Raw genomic sequence first — 18,771 nt, forward strand, 5'->3', positions numbered from 1 at the left:
CTCTCAGCCTCCAGCCTCCAGCCTCCAGCCTCCAGCCTCCAGCCTCAGGCCTTCAGCTCAACGCCAACGACCTGAGCGTCCCAAGACCGTCAACCAATCACCCCGCAACCAATACGCGTATCGCCTCCAGGCGCAGCGCTGCTTTCTCCAGCATGGCCAGACCTTCTTCACGCTGTTTGCGCAGAGCTTCGATCTCGCTGTCCCGCACGCTGGGGTTGACCGCTTGCAGCGCGGTCAGACGCGCCAGTTCTTCATCGAGGTTGGCTTTCAACCGGCGCTGTGCTTCGGCTACGCGCTCGCTGTGACGCGGGGCGATCTTGGCTTCAGCACCGGAAATCTGCGCCGACAGCACGTCGCGTTGGGCCTGCACGAACTTGTTGGCGCTGGCCCGAGGCACGCTTTCCAGCTGATCGGTGAGGGTTTCGAAGGCTACTTTCGGTGCCAGATCGTTGCCGTTGGAATCGAGCAGACAACGCAGTGCCAGCGGCGGCAGGAAGCGGTTGAGCTGCAACGCACGCGGCGCCACCACTTCGCTGACGAACAGCAATTCCAGCAACACGGTGCCGGGCTTGAGGGCCTTGTTCTTGATCAGCGCCACGGCGGTGTTGCCCATGGAGCCGGACAGCACCAGGTCCATGCCGCCCTGCACCATGGGGTGTTCCCAGGTGAGGAACTGCATATCCTCGCGGGCCAGAGCCTGCTCGCGGTCGTAGGTGATGGTCACGGCTTCGTCGTCGCCGAGCGGGAAGCTGGCGTCCAGCATCTTCTCGCTGGGGCGCAGGATCAGGGCGTTCTCGGAATGATCTTCGCTGTCGATGCCGAAGGCGTCGAACAGCTCTTCCATATAGATCGGCAACGCGAATTGATCGTCCTGTTCCTCGATGGCTTCGACCAGCGCGGCGCCTTGCTCGCCGCCGCCGGAATTGAGTTCCAGCAAGCGGTCGCGACCGGCATGCAGTTCGGCTTCCAGGCGTTCGCGCTCGGCACGCGCTTCGTCGATAAGCTTTTGAAACTCGTCATCGTCGCCTTCTTCCAGCTGGCTCAGCAGGCGCGGGCCGAACTGGTGCTGCAGGGCGTTGCCGGTAGGGCAGGTATTGAGGAAGGCATTCAGCGCCTGGTGATACCACTGGAACAGACGTTCCTGCGGGCTGGTTTCCAGATAGGGCACGTGCAGCTGAATGACGTGCGCCTGGCCGATCCGGTCGAGACGGCCGATGCGCTGTTCGAGCAGGTCAGGGTGCGCCGGCAGGTCGAACAGCACCAGATGATGAGCGAACTGGAAGTTGCGACCCTCACTACCAATCTCGGAACATATCAGCACCTGCGCACCGAACTCTTCGTCGGCGAAGTAGGCGGCCGCACGGTCGCGCTCCAGGATGCTCATGCCTTCATGAAACACGGTGGCCGGAATGCCGGAGCGCACGCGCAGGGCGTCTTCCAGATCCAGCGCGGTCTCGGCGTGGGCACAGATGACCAGCACCTTGAATTTCTTCAGCATTTTCAGCGTATCGATCAGCCACTCGACGCGCGGATCGAAGGTCCACCAGCGGTTCTGCGCCTCGGGCTCGTCCAGCTGGCTTTGGAAGGCGACTTCCGGATACAGCTCGGCGTGCTCGCCCAGTGGCAGCTCCAGATATTCGGCCGGGCAGGGCAGCGGATAAGGATGCAGCTGGCGCTCTGGGAAGCCACGCACGGCGGCGCGGGTATTACGGAACAGCAGGCGCCCGGTGCCGTGGCGGTCGAGCAGTTCGCGGATCAGCCGGCTGCTGGCTTCGATGTCGCCGTCGGTAGCCGCTGCGAGCAACGCTTCGCCCTCGGCGCCGAGGAACTCGTGAATCGTCTGGTGCGCCTTTTGCGATAAGCGGCCTTCGTCGAGCAGCTCCTGCACCGCTTCGGCGACCGGCTGGTAGCTGGCGCTTTCGGCGCGGAATGCTTCGAGATCATGGAAGCGGTTCGGGTCGAGCAGGCGCAGGCGGGCGAAATGGCTTTCCTGGCCCAGCTGTTCCGGCGTGGCGGTCAGCAGCAGCACGCCGGGAATGACCTCGGCCAATTGCTCGACCAGCGTGTATTCGGCACTGGCGTTTTCCGGATGCCAGACCAGGTGATGCGCCTCGTCCACCACCAGCAGGTCCCAGCCGGCAGCGAAGGCCGCGTCTTGGGCGCGTTCGTCGTCCTTCAGCCATTCCAGCGAAACCAATGCCAGCTGGGTGTCTTCGAAGGGGTTGCTGGCATCGCTCTCGATGAAGCGCTCGTCGTCGAACAGCGCGACTTCCAGGTTGAAGCGGCGGCGCATTTCCACCAGCCACTGATGCTGCAGGTTTTCCGGCACCAGGATGAGTACCCGGTTGGCGCGGCCGGAGAGCAGTTGGCGATGGATCACCAAGCCGGCTTCGATGGTTTTGCCCAGGCCCACTTCATCGGCCAGAAGTACCCGCGGCGCGATGCGGTCGGCGACTTCGCGGGCGATGTGTAACTGGTGCGCGATGGGTTGTGCACGCGCGCCACCCAGGCCCCACAGCGAGGAGGTCAGCTGTTTGCTCTGGTTTTCCAGCGTGTGGTAACGCAGCTTGAACCAGTTCAGCGGGTCGATCTGGCCGGCGAACAGACGATCACTTGCGAGGCGGAACTGGATGAAATTGGACAGCTGGGTTTCCGGCAGAGTGCGGGCTTCGTTCTGCGCGGTCAGGCCGTGGTAGACCAGCAGACCGTCGACGTCGTCGACTTCGCGCACTGTCATCTTCCAGCCTTCGAAGTGCGTAACTTCATCGCCGGGGACGAAGCGCACGCGGGTCAGCGGAGCACTGCGCGCGGCGTACTGGCGGGTTTCGCCGGTCGCTGGGTAGAGCACGGTGAGCATCCGCCCATCCTGCGTTAGGATGGTTCCAAGGCCGAGTTCCGCTTCGCTGTCGCTGATCCAGCGTTGCCCCGGTAGATACTGCTGCGCCATGCTGCCTCCCGCTGTGAAAAAAGCGCGCTATGGTAACGGAACACTGTCGCGAGAGCGACGACAGATGCCCACTGGAGTGTAGTCCTGCTGTTAAAGTCGGCAGCGGTTCAGCCGATCAACTGGTACAGGCCCATCTCACGGGTAACCGATTGATCTCGGGCTGCTTAAGGGAGAGAGCGAAAATGCTGCCAATCATTCCGCCAGGCACCGTTCAGGTCACCGCGCAACAGGATGTGGTCAAGCCGCGCCCCGACATCGCCCCGGTTACGCCGGTAGAGCCGAGCGCCGATGAAAGCTCGGTCGAGCTCGATCGCCGACATCCGCAGGAAGCTGAGCAGATGTTGCGCGACGAACAGCGCCGCCGTCGGCGCCGTGGCTATACCGCTCAGGAGCTTGCCGAGGGCGAAACCGCCGAAGAGGATCAGGACGCCCTCGATGAGTTGCCGCGCCAAGGGCTCTGGGTGGATGTCGAGGTTTGACACATCCTTTAGCCGATGCCGCGATGATCGACCTGCCGCACGCTGAATTGGCCTACCTGCCGCAATGGATCGGCGTGGATATAGCCGACTACTGGCTGCACGAGCTGATGCTGCAGACGCCCTGGTCGCAACCCCGGATAAAGCTTTACGGCCGCAGTTTCGCCGTGCCGCGATTGGTCGTCTGGTATGGCGATGCCGGGGTGGGCTACCGTTATTCGGGACTGGTTCATGAGCCGCTGTTGTGGACGCCGCTGCTGGCCGACATCCGCGAACGGGTGCAGCGGCAGGTCGGCCAACGGCTGGACGGCGTGCTGCTCAATCTATATCGCAACGGGCAGGATGCCATGGGCTGGCACAGCGATGACGAACCGGAGCTTGGTCCGGAGCCGTTGGTGGTTTCGCTCAACCTGGGCGCGACGCGGCGCTTCGACTTTCGTCGAAAAGGCACCAGCCGCATCGAGTATTCGCTCAATCTGGGACATGGTTCGCTGCTGGTCATGAGCGGTCCGACGCAGCATTATTGGCAACACCAGATAGCCAGAACGCGCAAGGTTTCCGAACCGCGCCTCAACCTGACATTCCGCCAGATCATCCGCGAGCCAGTCTTATGAGCAACGATGTAAAGCTGATCGACTTCAGTGCCGAACGTGAAAAGCGCATTCATGACATCAAGGAAAAGCGCCTGGCTGAAATGCGCGATGCATTCGAACAGGCGCTGCCCTTGGCCAAGCCGAAAAAGAAAGCCAAAAGCAAACCGAAGAAGCGCTGAGAAAGCCAGTCTACGCCACGCTTCCAGTAGCGCCTTTGCAGCTCTCCGATTCGCCGCTTCGCCGTCGCTCCCTTCCGCATACCCTCGTTTTCTTGATCCAGATCAGCTCCTACGGCGCCTGTTTTGCCAGGCTTCGCGCCTATTGATTCCCGTCAATTTTTTATTCGGGCGAGAAGGCGACTATGCAGCCATCAGACAGCGCAACACCTTGGAGGCAAGAAATCATGTTCGTCGATAATGTGGTGCTCGCAGGGGTGGTCACGGTCGGCCTGATGGTCGCCTTCCTTGGCGGTTTCGGATTTTTCATCTGGCGGGACGCGCAAAAGAAGCGGTGATCCGGCCGGTATTACAGAGCACGCAAGGCATTTGGGCGACTTAGGTCGCCCTTTTTTATTGCCTGCGGTTCAACGACGGCTCTGGGATTGCACGAACACCGTGCTGGTGAAGGGCGGCACCTCGAACTCGTCGGAAGTCACTTTGGCCTGACGCGCAATCGGATCGCTCGATTCCTGTAGCACTGGATGCAGCTGGTAACCGCTACCGCCCGGCAAGCGAACACGCTCGGGCGAAGCGTTGAGCACCACCATCAAAGACTGATAGCGCCGGTCGAGATCGCGGCCGTCGCGCGGGCCATCGGCCAGGCTGAAGGCGATCACGCCCGGTTGCTGCTCCGGACCCGTGTTGTGGAATTGCAAGCGGCGTTGCACCTCGCGGGCGCTGTCGAGCTGGAACAGCGGGCTTTCGCTGCGGATCGTCAGCAACTCGAGAAAGCGACGCTTGGCGGCGACGATGTCCACCGCGCTCGGCCTGGCATGAGGGTCGGCGATGACCTGGCGGATCAGCGGCCAGTTGTCGCCATCCTTGTCTTCACGCGGCAGGCCCTTGTTCCAGTTGTTGTCCTGGTAGCTGAAATCCACCGCGTTGAACCAGTCACCCGAGTCGTAACTGTCACGCTGCATGGATTTGGAGCGCAGGATGTCCGAGCCGAGGTGGATGAAGGGCACTCCCTGACTGAACAGCGGCACGGACAAGGCGACCAGCTGCAGGCGGACGCGGTCGGCGACCGGCAGGCTGGCCGGGAGCTTGTACTGGTTGTTGTCCCATAGCGTCTGGTTGTCGTGCTTGGAGACGTAGTTGATGGTTTCCTGCGGGTCGAGTGTGTAGCCGGCGGGTTGTCCGTTGTAGTCGATTTCTCCGCCGCTGCGCAGGCTGCCGTCGGCGCTGATGAATTGGAAGTCGCGCAGACCGCCGGCGATGCCGACGCGGATCAGGTCCGCCGCGTGCAGCAGTTGCGCCTTTTCCTGCGCGCCAGCGCTGGACAGCTCATTCGGTCGGACATAGAGGCCATTGGCGAAACCCTGATTGCGACGAATGCTCTCGCCGCCGTCGAATGGGCTGCCGCCGCGCACCGCATCGCGCTGCCGATCGTTGAAAGTGCCGATGCCGGTGCCGGCCATGTTCAGCTGCGTGGCGTTGACGCCACGGGCATTGCTCGCTACTTCACCGAAATCCCAGCCTTCGCCGTAGAAGTAGGTGTTCCGGTCGATCCGGCGGACGGCTCGATAGGCGTCCACTACATTCTTGCGCAGGTGATGGCCCATCAGATCGAAGCGAAAGCCGGCGACCTTGTAGTCGCGAGCCCAGACCTCCAGCGAATCGGTCATCAGCTTGGCCATCATGCGGTGTTCGCTGGCGGTGTTTTCGCAGCAGGTCGATGTTTCCACGGCGCCGGTGGATGGATCGCGACGGTGGTAATAACCGGGCACGATCTTGTCGAGCACCGATTTCTCGGCCAGCCCAGAGGCGTTGGTGTGGTTGTAGACCACGTCCATTACGGTGGCGAGGCCTTGACCGGCTAGCGCCTGGACCATCTGGCGGAACTCGATGATGCGCTGCACGCCTTCGGCGTCGCTGGCGTAGCTGCCTTCCGGCGCCGTGAAGTGGAAGGGGTCGTAGCCCCAATTGAAGTTGTCGAGCGCGCGCAGGTCGTTGTAGAGCGATTGCGCCTGTCCGCTGGCCGGATCGAACCCTTGCAGCACTTGGCGAATGCTCGTCGCGCCGCAGTATTGCGCCCAGCGCTGGCGGGCACCGGAAGACAGCTCGCAGAGCTTGGCGAATGGATCGTCCAGGTCGACGCGGCGAGCGGGGTCTTCGTCAACGGTGGCGATGTCGAACGCTGGCAGCAGCTGCACATGGGTCAGCCCGGCCTTGCGTAGATCGCGCAGGTGGCGCATGCCGTTGCTGTCCGGCTGGGTAAAGGCGCCGTAGGTGCCGCGCAGATCGGCCGGCAGACTGGTGTCGCTGGCGCTGAAGTCGCGGATATGCGTTTCGTAGATGACGCTCGCTTCGGGGCGTTCCGGATGCGGTGTGCGCAATGCGTCCCAGCCGGCGGGCTTGAGGTCGCTGGCGTCCAGATCGACGACCTGGGCGTACTGGCTGTTGAGCGACAGGCTCAGGGCGTAGGGATCGCTGACCAGTGTCGTCTCGATCTTGCCGGTGCTTGGCCGATAGGCTGTGACTTCGTACTGGTAATACTGCCGATCCAGCGACGGCGGGCCGTCGAGGCTCCACACGCCGAGGCGTTCATCCATGGTCTTCGGGTAGCCGGGCAGCAGGCGCTTGGACGCGTCGAACGCATGCAGGCGGACCCGCTGGGCCGTCGGTGCCCAGAGTTTGAACGACACGCCGCGCCCATCGACTCGCGCGCCGAGGTCGCCGTTGTAGGCGAATAGCTGATCGAGAACGCCCGCCGTCTGTACCTCCGTGGCGTCGATTACCTGTTGCTGCGCGTCATAGGCGACCACCACCAGCTGACTCATGACGGCGCGACGTAACGCCTGTGCGCCGGCCACGAAGCGGAAGGCCTGCGCTTCGGCCAGATGCGGATGCTGACGTTTGAGCCCTTCGCGAAGGGTTGCGGGTCGCAGCGCGAGCGCGGTGCCGCCGCTGACCGTGCGTGTCTCGCCGTCGATGCGGATGCTGGCGTCGGTGGAATAACGCAATTCGAGCCGGCTGGCCGCTGGCGCGCCGTCGACCAGCGCCAGCGTGAACGGATCGAGCCAGTGCGCACGCGCGCCCTTGATCGCGACCTCGGGCCCGCTCAAGGGCGTGCTGGAAAGTTGTGCGGTGCCGCTGAGCGTAAAGACACGACGGCCCAAGTCGTCGAAGCGCCAGGTCAGGTCGCCGCCACCCAGGTCCTTTTCGTCGCCTTTGTGCATGATCAGGTTCAGGCAGCTGGCGTCGGCGGTCAGTGCGATACGGTAGTAGGCGCCGTGCTCCGGATCGGTGCCGGCTGCTTGCAAAGGTTGATCCCAGCCGGTTTCCGTCTGGCTGCCATTGCATGCGGCCGTGTTCCATAGATGCAGGCCCCAACCGGCGTAGTCGCCGTCGGCTCGTTGGTAATACAGCAGGGCCTCATCGGGGCCAGGGTCGAGCGGTGCGGCCGATGCTGGCTGGAGGGCCAGCGAAAAGCCGCCGAGAACGAGCGCCGCCAGGCGCCGATAAGCGATCGAGCGTATGAGCATGGTTGAGGTCCCGGTGTTGTTATTGTTGTACCGCCCGCCCGATGGTCGGCGCGCGGTGGACGCTGCGCATCCTCCGTGGGGGTTGCTCGTGGGGCGTAGCTTGGGGCCGTAATAGCCTTCTGCTTGCCCCACCATGCCGAGAACGTCTGGTTGGTGGTGTTGCCCGGTCCTCGCTGCGGTGGGCTGAAGCGGAACGCCGCCCGGCCCACCCTACAACTGGTTGGGCTTGGGGTAACCGGGTAGGGTTGCTGATCGAGGCCGGCGGGTGACTCGTCTTTCGGAAAAAGATGGGCACGGCGCAATCGGGCATGGAAAGCCTGACTGCTTAAACAATGTCGTTCACTTAGCCGTTCGCCCGAGGTCGGGCCTCTCACGAAAGCGGCAGGTACACACCCGTTCCTCAGGAGGCGCGCCCTCGCGGCGAATACAGGCTGCAGGCCTGTCCAAACGCACCTGTTTCGAGTTTGCCCAATGGCTCAACCGAAGTTGATCGGCGGCAGGTCCTTCAACTCCACGGTTTCTTCACGGCGCGGCGCGAGTACTTCGGCTTCGCCATCCACGACCTGTTCATCGTTCTGGTTGAACACGCGCGTGGCGATGCGTACGCGGTTCTTCGGCAGTTTTTCGAGAATTTCCAGGCGCACGGTCAGGGTGTCGCCGAGCTTGACCGGGCGGGTGAATTTCATCGTCTGGCCGAGATAGATGGTGCCCGGGCCGGGCAGGGTGCAGGCAACGGCCGCGCTGATCAGTGCACCGCTGAACATGCCGTGGGCGATGCGCTCCTTGAACGGCGTGCCGGCGGCGAATTCCGCGTCGAGGTGGACGGGGTTGCGGTCGCCCGACATGGCGGCGAAGAGCTGGATGTCGCGCTCCTCGACGGCTTTCTCGAAGCTTGCGGTCTGGCCGACTTCCAGAGCGGAGTAGGGCGTGTTGCTGATGGTGGTCATTAAGTTTCCTCGGGCGCAGTCGGGGCAGGGGCCGTCCGACGGTCGATATGAATTGCGCTGCGCGATGAGCGCTGCGCCTGCGGTGCGGCTGCATTCTAGTGAGATGTCGCGGTCTTGTCCCAGCGAGAGTCACGGCATGACTCATGGGTTCCCGCGAGGCGCGGTACGTCTTCTTTCACTATTACGTATAGCTGACGTGTGCGCCTCGAAATCGTGGCTTGCCGTGACGAAAGATTCACAACAGTGATTTGCGCGACGCAACGCTGTTGCGCTGTGCGGTCGAACTGCTAACTTCGCCGCAGCCCACTCTCAGGTAACGAGGCCAATAACAATGCAACCTGATTTCTGGAACGACAAACGACCCGCCGGTGTGCCCAATGACATGGATATGGGTGGGTTCCGCTCGGTGGTGGAAGTGTTCGAGCGCTCCTGCAAGACCCATGCGAACCGCCCCGCATTCAGCAATATGGGCGTCACGCTCACCTTCGCTGACCTCGATCGTTACTCGGCGGCCTTTGCGGGCTGGTTGCAGAATCATACGGATCTGCAACCGGGGGATCGCATCGCAGTGCAGATGCCCAACCTCCTGCAGTATCCGATCGCCGTTTTCGGTGCCCTGCGTGCCGGACTGATTGTGGTCAACACCAACCCGCTGTACACCGCGCGGGAAATGCGCCACCAGTTCCAGGATTCCGGCGCACGGGCGCTGGTGTATCTCAATACCTTCGGCAAGCTGGTGCAGGAGGTGCTGCCTGATACCAGCATCGAGGTGCTTATCGAGGCGCGGATCGGCGACATGCTGCCCTCCTTCAAAGGCCTGCTGGTCAATGCCGCGGTCAAGCATGTGAAGAAGATGGTGCCGGTCTACAGCCTGCCTCAGGCTGTGTCGTTCAAGCATGTGCTGCGCGACGGTGCCCGCCACAGCCTGAAGCCGGTTCCGCTGACGCTCGATGACGTCGCGGTGCTGCAATACACCGGCGGTACCACTGGCGTCGCCAAGGGCGCGATGCTCACCCACGGCAATCTGGTCGCCAACATGCGTCAGGCACATGCCAACATGCAGCAGCTCGGCGCCGACGGCCACCCGATCATCAAGGAAGGGCAGGAAGTGATGATCGCGCCGCTGCCGCTGTACCACATCTATGCATTCACGGTGAATTGCATGTGCATGATGGTGACGGGCAACCACAACGTGCTGATCACCAATCCGCGCGACATCGACGGCTTCGTCAAGGAGCTGCAGAAGTGGCAGTTCACTGCCTTCCTCGGATTGAACACCTTGTTCGTCGCGCTCATGTCGCATCCGGAATTCAAGAAGATCGACTTTTCCTCGCTCAAAGGCACCAACTCCGGCGGTACCGCACTGGTATCGTCCGTGGCCGAGCGCTGGAAGAGCCTGACCGGCGTCACCGTGACCGAGGGCTACGGCCTGACCGAAACGTCGCCGGTGGTTTGCGCCAACCCCCACGGAGACAAATCGCGTCTGGGCACTGTCGGCCTGCCAGTACCGGGCACGGCGTTGAAGGTGATCGACGACGAGGGCATCGAGCTTGCGCTAGGTGAGCGTGGTGAGCTTTGCGTTAAGGGTCCGCAGGTGATGAAAGGCTATTGGCAACGACCGGAAGCTACCGCCGAAGTGCTCGACGACCAGGGCTGGCTGAAGACTGGCGACATCGCTGTGATCGACCCTGATGGTTTCGTGCGTATCGTCGATCGCAAGAAAGATCTGATCATCGTTTCCGGTTTCAACGTCTATCCGAACGAGATCGAAGACGTGGTCATGGCGCATCCGAAGGTGGCCGCCTGCGCCGCGATCGGCGTCGCCGACGAGAAGTCAGGGGAGGCGGTGAAGCTGTTCGTAGTGCGCAGCGATACCAGCCTGACGGTCGAAGAGCTGCAAGCCTACTGCCGGGAAAACTTCACCGGTTACAAGGTGCCCCGGCATCTGGTCTTCCGCGACGCGCTGCCGATGACGCCGGTTGGCAAGATCCTGCGCCGGGAGCTGCGCGAGCAAGCCTGAGGTAACGACTTGGTGCTACATAGTGAGTGACTGATCGTTCGTGATCAGTCACTTTGTGTCGTTTTAACCAGTCGTGGCCACTGTTCGGCCTGTGCCAAAGCTGCTAACCTCGGCCCGCTTTTTGACCGGAAAACCGGGTACAAAAATTAACAAAACACAACAAAACAGCTGCTATATGCAGTGAAGCTGTCGCTGAGGAGTGGGGTCATGACCGATAACTTCTGGAAGGATAAATATCCTGTCGGGGTCGAGAGCGAAATCAATCCCGATGAGTTCCAGAACATCCAGGCAGTGCTGAAACAGTCCTGTGAGCGTTTCGCTGACAAACCGGCCTTCAGCAATCTCGGCAAGACCCTGACCTACGGTGAGCTGTACGCCCTGTCCGGCGAATTTGCCGCCTACCTTCAGCACAACACCGATCTGCAGCCGGGCGACCGGATCGCGGTCCAGCTGCCCAACCTGCTGCAATATCCCGTCGTGGTATTCGGCGCCATGCGCGCCGGGCTGATCGTGGTCAATACCAACCCGCTGTATACCGCGCGGGAAATGGAACATCAGTTCAATGACTCCGGCGCCAAAGCATTGGTCTGCCTGGCCAACATGGCTCATCTGGCCGAAGAAGTGCTGCCTAAGACCGGCATCAGACACGTCGTCGTCACCGAAGTCGGTGACATGCTGCCGGCGGTCAAGCGCCTGCTGGTCAATGCCGTGATCAAGCACGTGAAAAAGATGGTGCCCTCCTACAACCTGCCGAAGGCAGTCAAATTCAACGACGCCATGGCCCTCGGCCGTGCCAAGGCGGTTCGAGAGTTCAATCCTGCCGGTGACGACATTGCCGTGCTGCAGTACACCGGCGGTACCACCGGCGTTGCCAAGGGTGCGATGCTGACCCATCGCAACATTGTCGCCAACATGCTGCAGTGCCGCGGCTTGATGGGCACGGAGCTGGGGGTCGGCTGTGAAACCATGGTTGCGCCTCTGCCGCTGTATCACATCTACGCGTTCACCTTTCACTGCATGACGATGATGCTGATCGGCGCCCATAACGTGCTGATCACCAACCCGCGTGACCTGCCGGCTTTCGTCAAGGATCTGGGCAAGTATCGTTTCAGCGGCTTCGTCGGGCTCAACACCCTGTTCGTCGCGCTGTGCAACAACGACGACTTCCGCAAGCTGGACTTCTCTTCGCTGAAGGCAACCTTCTCCGGCGGTATGGCGCTGCAACAGGCAGCCGCCGAGCGCTGGCAACAGGTAACTGGCTGCTCCATCTGTGAAGGCTTCGGCATGACCGAAACCAGCCCAGTGGTCTCGGTCAACCCGTTCGGCGGTATCCAGATTGGCACCATCGGTATCCCGATGCCTTCCACCCAGTGCAAGGTCATCGACGACGAAGGCAATGAACTGCCGATTGGCGCGACGGGCGAGCTGTGCGTGAAAGGGCCGCAGGTGATGAAGGGCTACTGGCAGCGCCAGGAAGCCACCGACGAAGTTCTCAGCGCCGATGGTTGGCTGAAGACTGGCGACATCGGCATCATTCAGGAAGACGGCTATCTGCGGATCGTCGATCGCAAGAAGGACATGATTCTAGTGTCCGGTTTCAACGTCTACCCCAACGAACTCGAAGACGTGCTCGCGACGCTGCCGGGCGTGATGCAGTGCGCTGCGATCGGGGTTCCAGACGACAAGTCCGGTGAGGCGATCAAGCTATTCGTGGTGGTCAAGCCAGGCGAGAGCCTGACCAAGGAGCAGGTCATGCAGCACATGCATGACAACGTCACGGGCTACAAGCGGCCCAAGGCCGTCGAGTTCCGCGACAGCCTGCCAACCACCAACGTCGGCAAGATTCTGCGTCGTGAATTGCGTGACGAGGAGTTGCGCAAGCTCGGCAAAAAGTAACGCATTCCGCCGGACATCAAGCCCCGCTTTGGCGGGGCTTTTCTTTATCCGCAACGCTCATCGAACTCATCCGTTCCGAGCCGCCCAGGTTCGAGTTCAATCAACCCGACAAACGGTGCTGCCGTCTGGCGCAAAGTTCGAACCGAGACGAGGTTGCCCCGGTCTAGGACGCTATGGCCGCGTCCCGCTTTCCGGTCGTTGAACCCCAACCTGCCTCGCTATGTAACGCTGAAGCTGCAAGATCGTTTTCTGTAGATGCGATCGTGCGGGCGGCTTCGCCTTGCTATTCGCTGTACGCCGGGTTTCAACGTCGGTCGTGCCGTAAGGGGACGATGGCGCATGCCATTTCGCGGCCTGCCCATCAATCTCGTTGCAAGGATGAGTTACCCATGCAGAAAAAAAACAATGCACGTCGGGTAGTTGCTTCTCTCGCGCTAATCGCTTCCGCTTCAGCCCTGGCTGCGCCTTCCGCGGAAACGGCACATTTCGATGAGTTATGGTCACCCGGCAAGCCCGACTCCAGGGCGTGTCGGTCCCCTCTGCTGGTTGGCACGCCGCTGGGTCTGCCGCGCTGCATGCAGGCCAGCAACATCATGAAGCACCTGGAGAACCTGCAGGACATCGCCGCGCTGAATCAGGGCAACCGGGCCTCCGGTCAGCCCGGTTACCAGGCCTCGGTGGATTACGTGCGCACGCACCTCGAGCGCGCTGGTTATGAGGTCAGGGTGCAGAGCTTTCCGTTCCTCGCCTTCTACCCGGCAGGCCCCGGCTCGCTGAATGCCGTCACGCCGCAACCGGTGCAATACACCTGGGAAGAAGACTTTACCTACGCCGACCAGACCGACCCGGGCAACGTCACCGCGCCAGTGGTTGCGGTGGACCTGTCGCTCGGCGCCGGCAACACTTCGACCAGCGGCTGCGAGGCGGCGGATTTCGCTGGCTTCCCGGCTGGCGCCATCGCACTGATGCAGCGTGGCACGTGCCCGTTCGGCGACAAGGCGACCAACGCTGCGGCTGCGGGCGCGTCCGGCGCGATCATCTTCAACCAGGGCGATACCGAGGATCGCAAGGGGCTGATGGCTGCCACGCTCGGTGAGGACTATCAAGGCGGTATCCCGGTCCTGTTTTCGACCTACGACCTCGGTGTCGCCTGGGCGGGTACCGAAGGCCTGCAGATGAGCATGAACGTCGACGTGGTGCGTGAGCAGACCGAGACCTACAACGTGCTGGCCGAAACCCGCCGGGGCAACCGTAACAATGTCATCGTGGTCGGCGCGCATCTGGACTCCGTGTTCGAAGGGGCTGGCGTCAACGATAACGGTTCGGGCAGTGCCGCCTTGCTGGAAATGGCGGTATTGATGGGCAAGGCGCATCCGTTGAACAAGGTGCGCTTCGCCTGGTGGGGCGCGGAAGAGTCGGGTCTGGTCGGTTCGACCTATTACGTTAATCAGCTGCCAGACGAGGAGAAACAGCGGATCAAGGCGTACCTGAACGTGGACATGATCGGCTCGCCGAACTACGCCAACTTCATCTACGACGGTGACGGCTCGGACTTCGGCCTGCAGGGTCCGCCCGGCTCGGCGGCGATCGAGCGTCTGTTCCGCTCCTACTTCCAGCTGCGCAACGAGCCGTCCGAAGGCACCGAAATCGACTTCCGTTCCGACTATGCGCAGTTCTTCGACGACGGCATCGCCTTTGGTGGCCTGTTCACCGGCGCCGAAGACATCAAGAGCCAGGAGCAGGCGCAGCGTTACGGTGGCACAGCGGGGCAGTCGTTCGATCCGTGCTACCACAGCGAGTGCGACAACCTCGGCAATATCTCCACCGAGGCGCTGGAGCTGCACGGCGATGCGCTGGCCTTCGCCACCAGCTGGCTGTCGCTGTCGACTAAGATGGTCGATGACGAGATTGCTGCGGCGGCCGAGCAGAGCATAGGCACAATGCGCATTCAGCAGGTTCAGGAAAGGTCTCGCTGGGGCCTCTGGATCAGGTAAGCGCGTAACCACCGCGCCGATTCGTCGGCGCGGTTCCACCCGTTCGGTCATCCGGCTCCCGATCCGCCTACGGCCAGCCGGCCAAATCTGCGACAATCGCCGTCCTCCCGAAATCGCTTACGGCTGTCCATGACCGACGCAACGCCCGCTTTCGACACCCTGCACAAAAATCTCGACCAGGCCTTCAGCGCCGACCGCCATCGCCTGCGCCGCCAGTTGCATGAGCTGAGAAAAAAGCCAGACGAGAGCAAGCTCGCGCAGTGGCTCGAACGCTTCCAGGCCTCGGCTGCCAAGGTCGAGGCGCGGCGGCAGAGCGTGCCGGCCATCCGTTACGACGATGCCCTGCCTATCGCCGCCAAGCGCGACGAGATCAAGGCCGCGCTGGAAAAGCATCAGGTGCTGGTGATCGCCGGCGAAACCGGTTCGGGCAAGACCACTCAGCTGCCGAAGATCTGCCTGGAAATCGGCCGTGGCGTGCACGGGCTGATCGGCCATACCCAGCCGCGGCGTCTGGCCGCGCGCAGCGTTGCCACGCGCGTGGCGGAGGAAATCGGTACGCCGCTGGGCGAGCTGGTGGGCTATCAGGTGCGCTTCGAGGACCAGAGTACCGACAGCACGCTGATCAAGCTGATGACCGACGGCATCCTGCTGGCTGAAACCCAGCACGACCGCTTTCTGGAAAAGTACGACACCATCATCGTCGACGAGGCCCACGAGCGCTCGCTGAACATCGACTTCCTGCTGGGCTTCCTCAAGACGCTGCTGCCGCGCCGGCCGGATCTGAAGGTCATCATCACCTCGGCGACTATCGACCTGGAGCGCTTCAGCAAGCACTTCAATGACGCGCCGATCATCGAGGTTTCAGGGCGTACCTATCCGGTAGAGACCTGGTATCACCCATTGGCAGCGGAGACCGACGAAGACGGCAACCGCGTCGAGGACGATCTGACCGTCGACCAGGGCATCCTCGCCGCGCTGGACGAGATCGAAGCCCATGAGAAGAGCATCGGCAAGCGCCCCGGCGACGTGCTGGTGTTCCTCCCCGGCGAGCGCGAGATTCGCGATGCCGCTGAGATGCTGCGCAAGGCCAACCTGCGCCTGACCGAAGTACTGCCGCTGTATGCGCGGCTGACGCCTGCCGAGCAGCAGAAGATTTTCCGCCCGGCAGCGGGGCGCAAGATCGTGCTGTCCACCAACGTGGCGGAAACCTCGCTCACCGTACCGGGCATCCGCTACGTGATCGACTCCGGCACCGCGCGTATCAGCCGCTACAGTTACCGCGCCAAGGTCCAGCGCCTGCCCATCGAGGCGGTGTCCCAAGCCAGCGCCAACCAGCGCAAGGGCAGGTGCGGACGCGTCGAACCAGGCATCTGCATCCGCCTGTACAGCGAGGAAGATTTTCTTTCCCGCCCCGAATTCACCGATCCGGAAATCCTGCGTACCAACCTCGCCGCGGTCATTCTGCAGATGCTGCACCTGCGCCTGGGCGACATTCAGGACTTCCCCTTCATCGAGCCGCCGGACGGCAAGGCCATCAGCGACGGCTTCAACCTGTTGCAGGAACTCTCCGCGGTCAACCGTGAGAACCAGCTGACGCCGCTCGGTCGCCAGCTGGCGCGCCTGCCCATCGACCCGCGGCTGGGCCGCATGCTGCTGGAAGCCGCGCAGCAGGGCAGCTTGGCCGAAGTGCTGATCGTCGCCAGTGCGCTTTCCGTACAGGACGTGCGCGAGCGCCCGGCTGATCGCCAGCAGCAGGCCGATCAGGCGCACGCGCAGTGGAAGGACCCCGATTCGGATTTCGCCGCGCTGATCAACCTCTGGCGCGGTTTCGAAGAGAAGCGTCAGGAACTGGGCTCCAACCCGCTGCGTACCTGGTGCCGGAAGAACTTCCTCAACTACCTGCGGCTGCGCGAGTGGCGTGATGCTCACCGCCAGCTCACCCTGATCGCCCGTGAGCTCAAGCTGGGCGCGAGCAAAGCCCCGGAAGCTGTTGTGCCTTCACTCGCCAAGGGCCGAAAAGCAGCCGAGCAGATCACGCCGACCACCGATACCAAGGTCAACGTGGTCCTCCGCCAGCAGGCCGAGGCTAGCGAAGCCGCACAGAAGGCTAAGGGCTACGCCGCGGTGCACAAGGCGATCCTATCCGGCCTGCTCAGCCAGATCGGCCACAAGACCGAGGACGGCGATTTCCTTGGCGCACGCCAGCGGCGCTTCTGGGTGCATCCATCCAGCGTGATTGGTCGCAAGAAGCCCAACTGGATCATGGCCGCCGAGCTGGTGGAAACCACCAAGCTGTTCGCCCGGATGGTGGCGAAGATCGAGCCCGAGTGGATCGAGCCGCTGGCCGGCCACCTGATCAAGAAGAACCACTTCGAGCCGCACTGGGAAAAGAAGCGTGGCCAGGTGGTGGCCTACGAGCAGATCACGCTCTACGGTCTGATCGTGGTGGGCAAGCGCCCGGTGCATTACGGCCCGGTCGATCCGCCCACGGCGCGCGAACTCTTCATCCGCGAGGCGCTGGTGCGCGGCGAGATCAACAGCCGATCCCGTGCGCTTTCTGCCAACCGCGAACTGCTGGAGCGCATGGACGAGCTGGAAGCCAAGGCCCGCCGGCGCGACATTCTTGCGGACGAGGAAACCCTGTTCGGCTACTACGATGCGCGGCTGCCCGTCGACATCTACCAGACCGCCAGCTTCGAGAACTGGTACAAGCGCGAGAGCCAGAAGAACCTGCAATTGCTGGTCATGCGCGAGGAAGACGTGTTGGCCCGCGAGGCCCGCGAAGTCACCGCTGCGCAGTATCCCGATACCCTACGCATCGGCGAGCTGCAATTGCCGTTGGAGTACCACTTCGAGCCCAACCACCCGCGCGACGGCGTGACCCTGCGCGTGCCGGCGCCGCTGCTACCGCAACTGCGCCGTGAGCGGCTGGACTGGCTGGTGCCGGGGCTGATCGAGGCCAAGGCCGTGGCGCTGGTGCGCAACCTGCCCAAGGCGATACGCAAGAACTTCGTGCCGGTGCCGGATTTCGTCGGCGCGGCGCTGGCGAAGATCACCTTCGGCGAGGGTTCGCTACCCGAGGCGCTGGGCCGTGAACTGCTGCGCATGACCGGTGCCCGCGTGCCGGAAGAAGCCTGGCACGACGCGGCTACCGGGCTCGACAGCCATTTGAAGATGAACATCGAAGTGGTCGACGCCCGTGGCAAATTCCTCGGTGAAGGCCGCGACTTGGCCGAGCTTACCGCGCGATTCAGTGAGGCCAGCCAGGCCGCGCTGGCGCCGCCCCAGCAGAAGGCCGAGCAGAAGCCGGTCGAGGCCAAGGGCTTTGCTCAGGTGGCGGAGAAGACCCAGGCGAAGATGGCCGGGTTGTCCATGACCGTCTACCCGGCGCTAGTGGAAGAGCGTGGCGTGGTCAAAGAGGGGCGCTTCCCGACCCAGGCCGAGGCCGACTATCAGCACCGCCGCGCCCTGCAACGCCTGCTGCTGCAGCAACTGTCCGAGCCGGCCAAATACCTACGTAACAAGCTGCCAGGACTTACCGAGCTGGGCCTGCTCTATCGCGACATGGGCAAGGTCGATGCGCTGGTCGAGGACATCCTGCTGGCGAGTCTGGACAGCTGCGTCCTCGACGGCGAAACCCAGCTACCGCGCGAAGGCGCCACCCTGGCCACGCTGGCCGAGAAAAAACGTGGTGAATGGACCGGCCACGCCGAGCGCCTGGCGCGCTTGGTGCTGGATATCCTCAAGCTCTGGCACGGCCTGCAGAAGCGCTTCAAGGGCAAGATCGACCTGGCCCAGGCCGTGGCGCTCAACGATATCAAGGCGCAACTCACTAACCTCGTTTATGCAGGCTTCGTCCGCGAAACGCCCGTCGAATGGCTGAAGGAATACCCGAGATATCTGAAGGCCATCGAGCAGCGTTTCGAGAAGATCGGCGCGCAGCTGCAGCGTGATCGCGTCTGGTCTGGCGAACTTGCAGGCTACTGGGAGCAGTACCAGGCGCGGCTGAAGAAGCACCAGCAGGAAGGCAAGCGCGACCCGGAGCTGAGCCAGTACCGTTGGATGCTGGAGGAATACCGCGTTTCGCTCTGGGCGCAGCAGCTCGGGACGAAGATGCCGGCTTCGGACAAGCGGCTGAGCAAACAGTGGAGCCAGGTCGAGCCGTAAGCCAACGCCGCTTCCGGCGTGGTCCCAA

Annotated in this window: 11 protein-coding genes; 8 read left to right on the forward strand and 3 right to left on the reverse strand. The window is 62.7% G+C overall.

What is annotated here, in order from left to right; all coding sequences use genetic code 11:
• Window positions 1-97 precede the first annotated feature (97 nt).
• Window positions 98-2,947 (reverse strand): RNA polymerase-associated protein RapA, encoded by a 2,850-nt coding sequence (rapA, locus tag GYM54_RS19275; protein WP_197445478.1) that lies wholly within the window; start codon window positions 2,945-2,947, stop codon window positions 98-100.
• Between the two features lie 182 nt (window positions 2,948-3,129).
• Between rapA and GYM54_RS19280 the strand changes: the two genes are divergently transcribed.
• The 4 genes from GYM54_RS19280 (at window position 3,130) to ccoM (ending at window position 4,530) form a co-directional block, all read left to right on the forward strand.
• Entirely contained in the window at window positions 3,130-3,426 is a 297-nt protein-coding gene (locus tag GYM54_RS19280) for an aspartate-semialdehyde dehydrogenase (protein ID WP_131651112.1), read from the forward strand.
• Window positions 3,427-3,449: 23 nt separating this feature from the next.
• Window positions 3,450-4,037 (forward strand): alpha-ketoglutarate-dependent dioxygenase AlkB, encoded by a 588-nt coding sequence (locus tag GYM54_RS19285; RefSeq protein ID WP_197445533.1) that lies wholly within the window; start codon window positions 3,450-3,452, stop codon window positions 4,035-4,037.
• Window positions 4,034-4,195: a hypothetical protein gene (locus GYM54_RS19290; protein WP_197445477.1), complete on the forward strand. Its 162-nt coding sequence runs from the start codon at window positions 4,034-4,036 to the stop codon at window positions 4,193-4,195. The genes GYM54_RS19285 and GYM54_RS19290 overlap by 4 nt, the downstream gene beginning before the upstream one ends.
• A gap of 224 nt (window positions 4,196-4,419) precedes the next feature.
• Window positions 4,420-4,530: a cytochrome c oxidase subunit CcoM gene (gene ccoM / locus GYM54_RS21895; RefSeq protein ID WP_305955872.1), complete on the forward strand. Its 111-nt coding sequence runs from the start codon at window positions 4,420-4,422 to the stop codon at window positions 4,528-4,530.
• A gap of 69 nt (window positions 4,531-4,599) precedes the next feature.
• Here ccoM and pulA read toward each other — a convergent pair whose 3' ends face one another.
• Both pulA and GYM54_RS19300 read right to left on the reverse strand, forming a co-directional pair.
• Window positions 4,600-7,719, reverse strand: coding sequence for a pullulanase-type alpha-1,6-glucosidase (pulA, locus tag GYM54_RS19295; RefSeq protein WP_197445476.1), 3,120 nt, complete (start codon window positions 7,717-7,719; stop codon window positions 4,600-4,602).
• A 476-nt stretch (window positions 7,720-8,195) separates the two neighbouring features.
• Window positions 8,196-8,666 (reverse strand): MaoC family dehydratase, encoded by a 471-nt coding sequence (locus GYM54_RS19300; protein ID WP_197445475.1) that lies wholly within the window; start codon window positions 8,664-8,666, stop codon window positions 8,196-8,198.
• A 331-nt stretch (window positions 8,667-8,997) separates the two neighbouring features.
• Between GYM54_RS19300 and fadD2 the strand changes: the two genes are divergently transcribed.
• The 4 genes from fadD2 to hrpA all read left to right on the forward strand — a co-directional run bounded on the left by fadD2 (window position 8,998) and on the right by hrpA (window position 18,743).
• Complete coding sequence (fadD2, locus tag GYM54_RS19305) at window positions 8,998-10,686, forward strand: long-chain-fatty-acid--CoA ligase FadD2 (protein ID WP_181101847.1); 1,689 nt, start codon at window positions 8,998-9,000, stop codon at window positions 10,684-10,686.
• Window positions 10,687-10,893: 207 nt separating this feature from the next.
• Window positions 10,894-12,582, forward strand: coding sequence for a long-chain-fatty-acid--CoA ligase FadD1 (fadD1, locus tag GYM54_RS19310; RefSeq protein WP_197445474.1), 1,689 nt, complete (start codon window positions 10,894-10,896; stop codon window positions 12,580-12,582).
• Between the two features lie 389 nt (window positions 12,583-12,971).
• The gene (locus GYM54_RS19315) at window positions 12,972-14,576 is read left to right on the forward strand and encodes a M28 family metallopeptidase (protein ID WP_197445473.1); all 1,605 of its coding nucleotides are present in this window, start codon (window positions 12,972-12,974) and stop codon (window positions 14,574-14,576) included.
• Between the two features lie 129 nt (window positions 14,577-14,705).
• Window positions 14,706-18,743: an ATP-dependent RNA helicase HrpA gene (gene hrpA / locus GYM54_RS19320; protein WP_197445472.1), complete on the forward strand. Its 4,038-nt coding sequence runs from the start codon at window positions 14,706-14,708 to the stop codon at window positions 18,741-18,743.
• The last annotated feature ends 28 nt before the right edge of the window (window positions 18,744-18,771 follow it).

This window comes from Pseudomonas sp. MTM4 (assembly GCF_019355055.1).
Classification (GTDB): domain Bacteria; phylum Pseudomonadota; class Gammaproteobacteria; order Pseudomonadales; family Pseudomonadaceae; genus Stutzerimonas.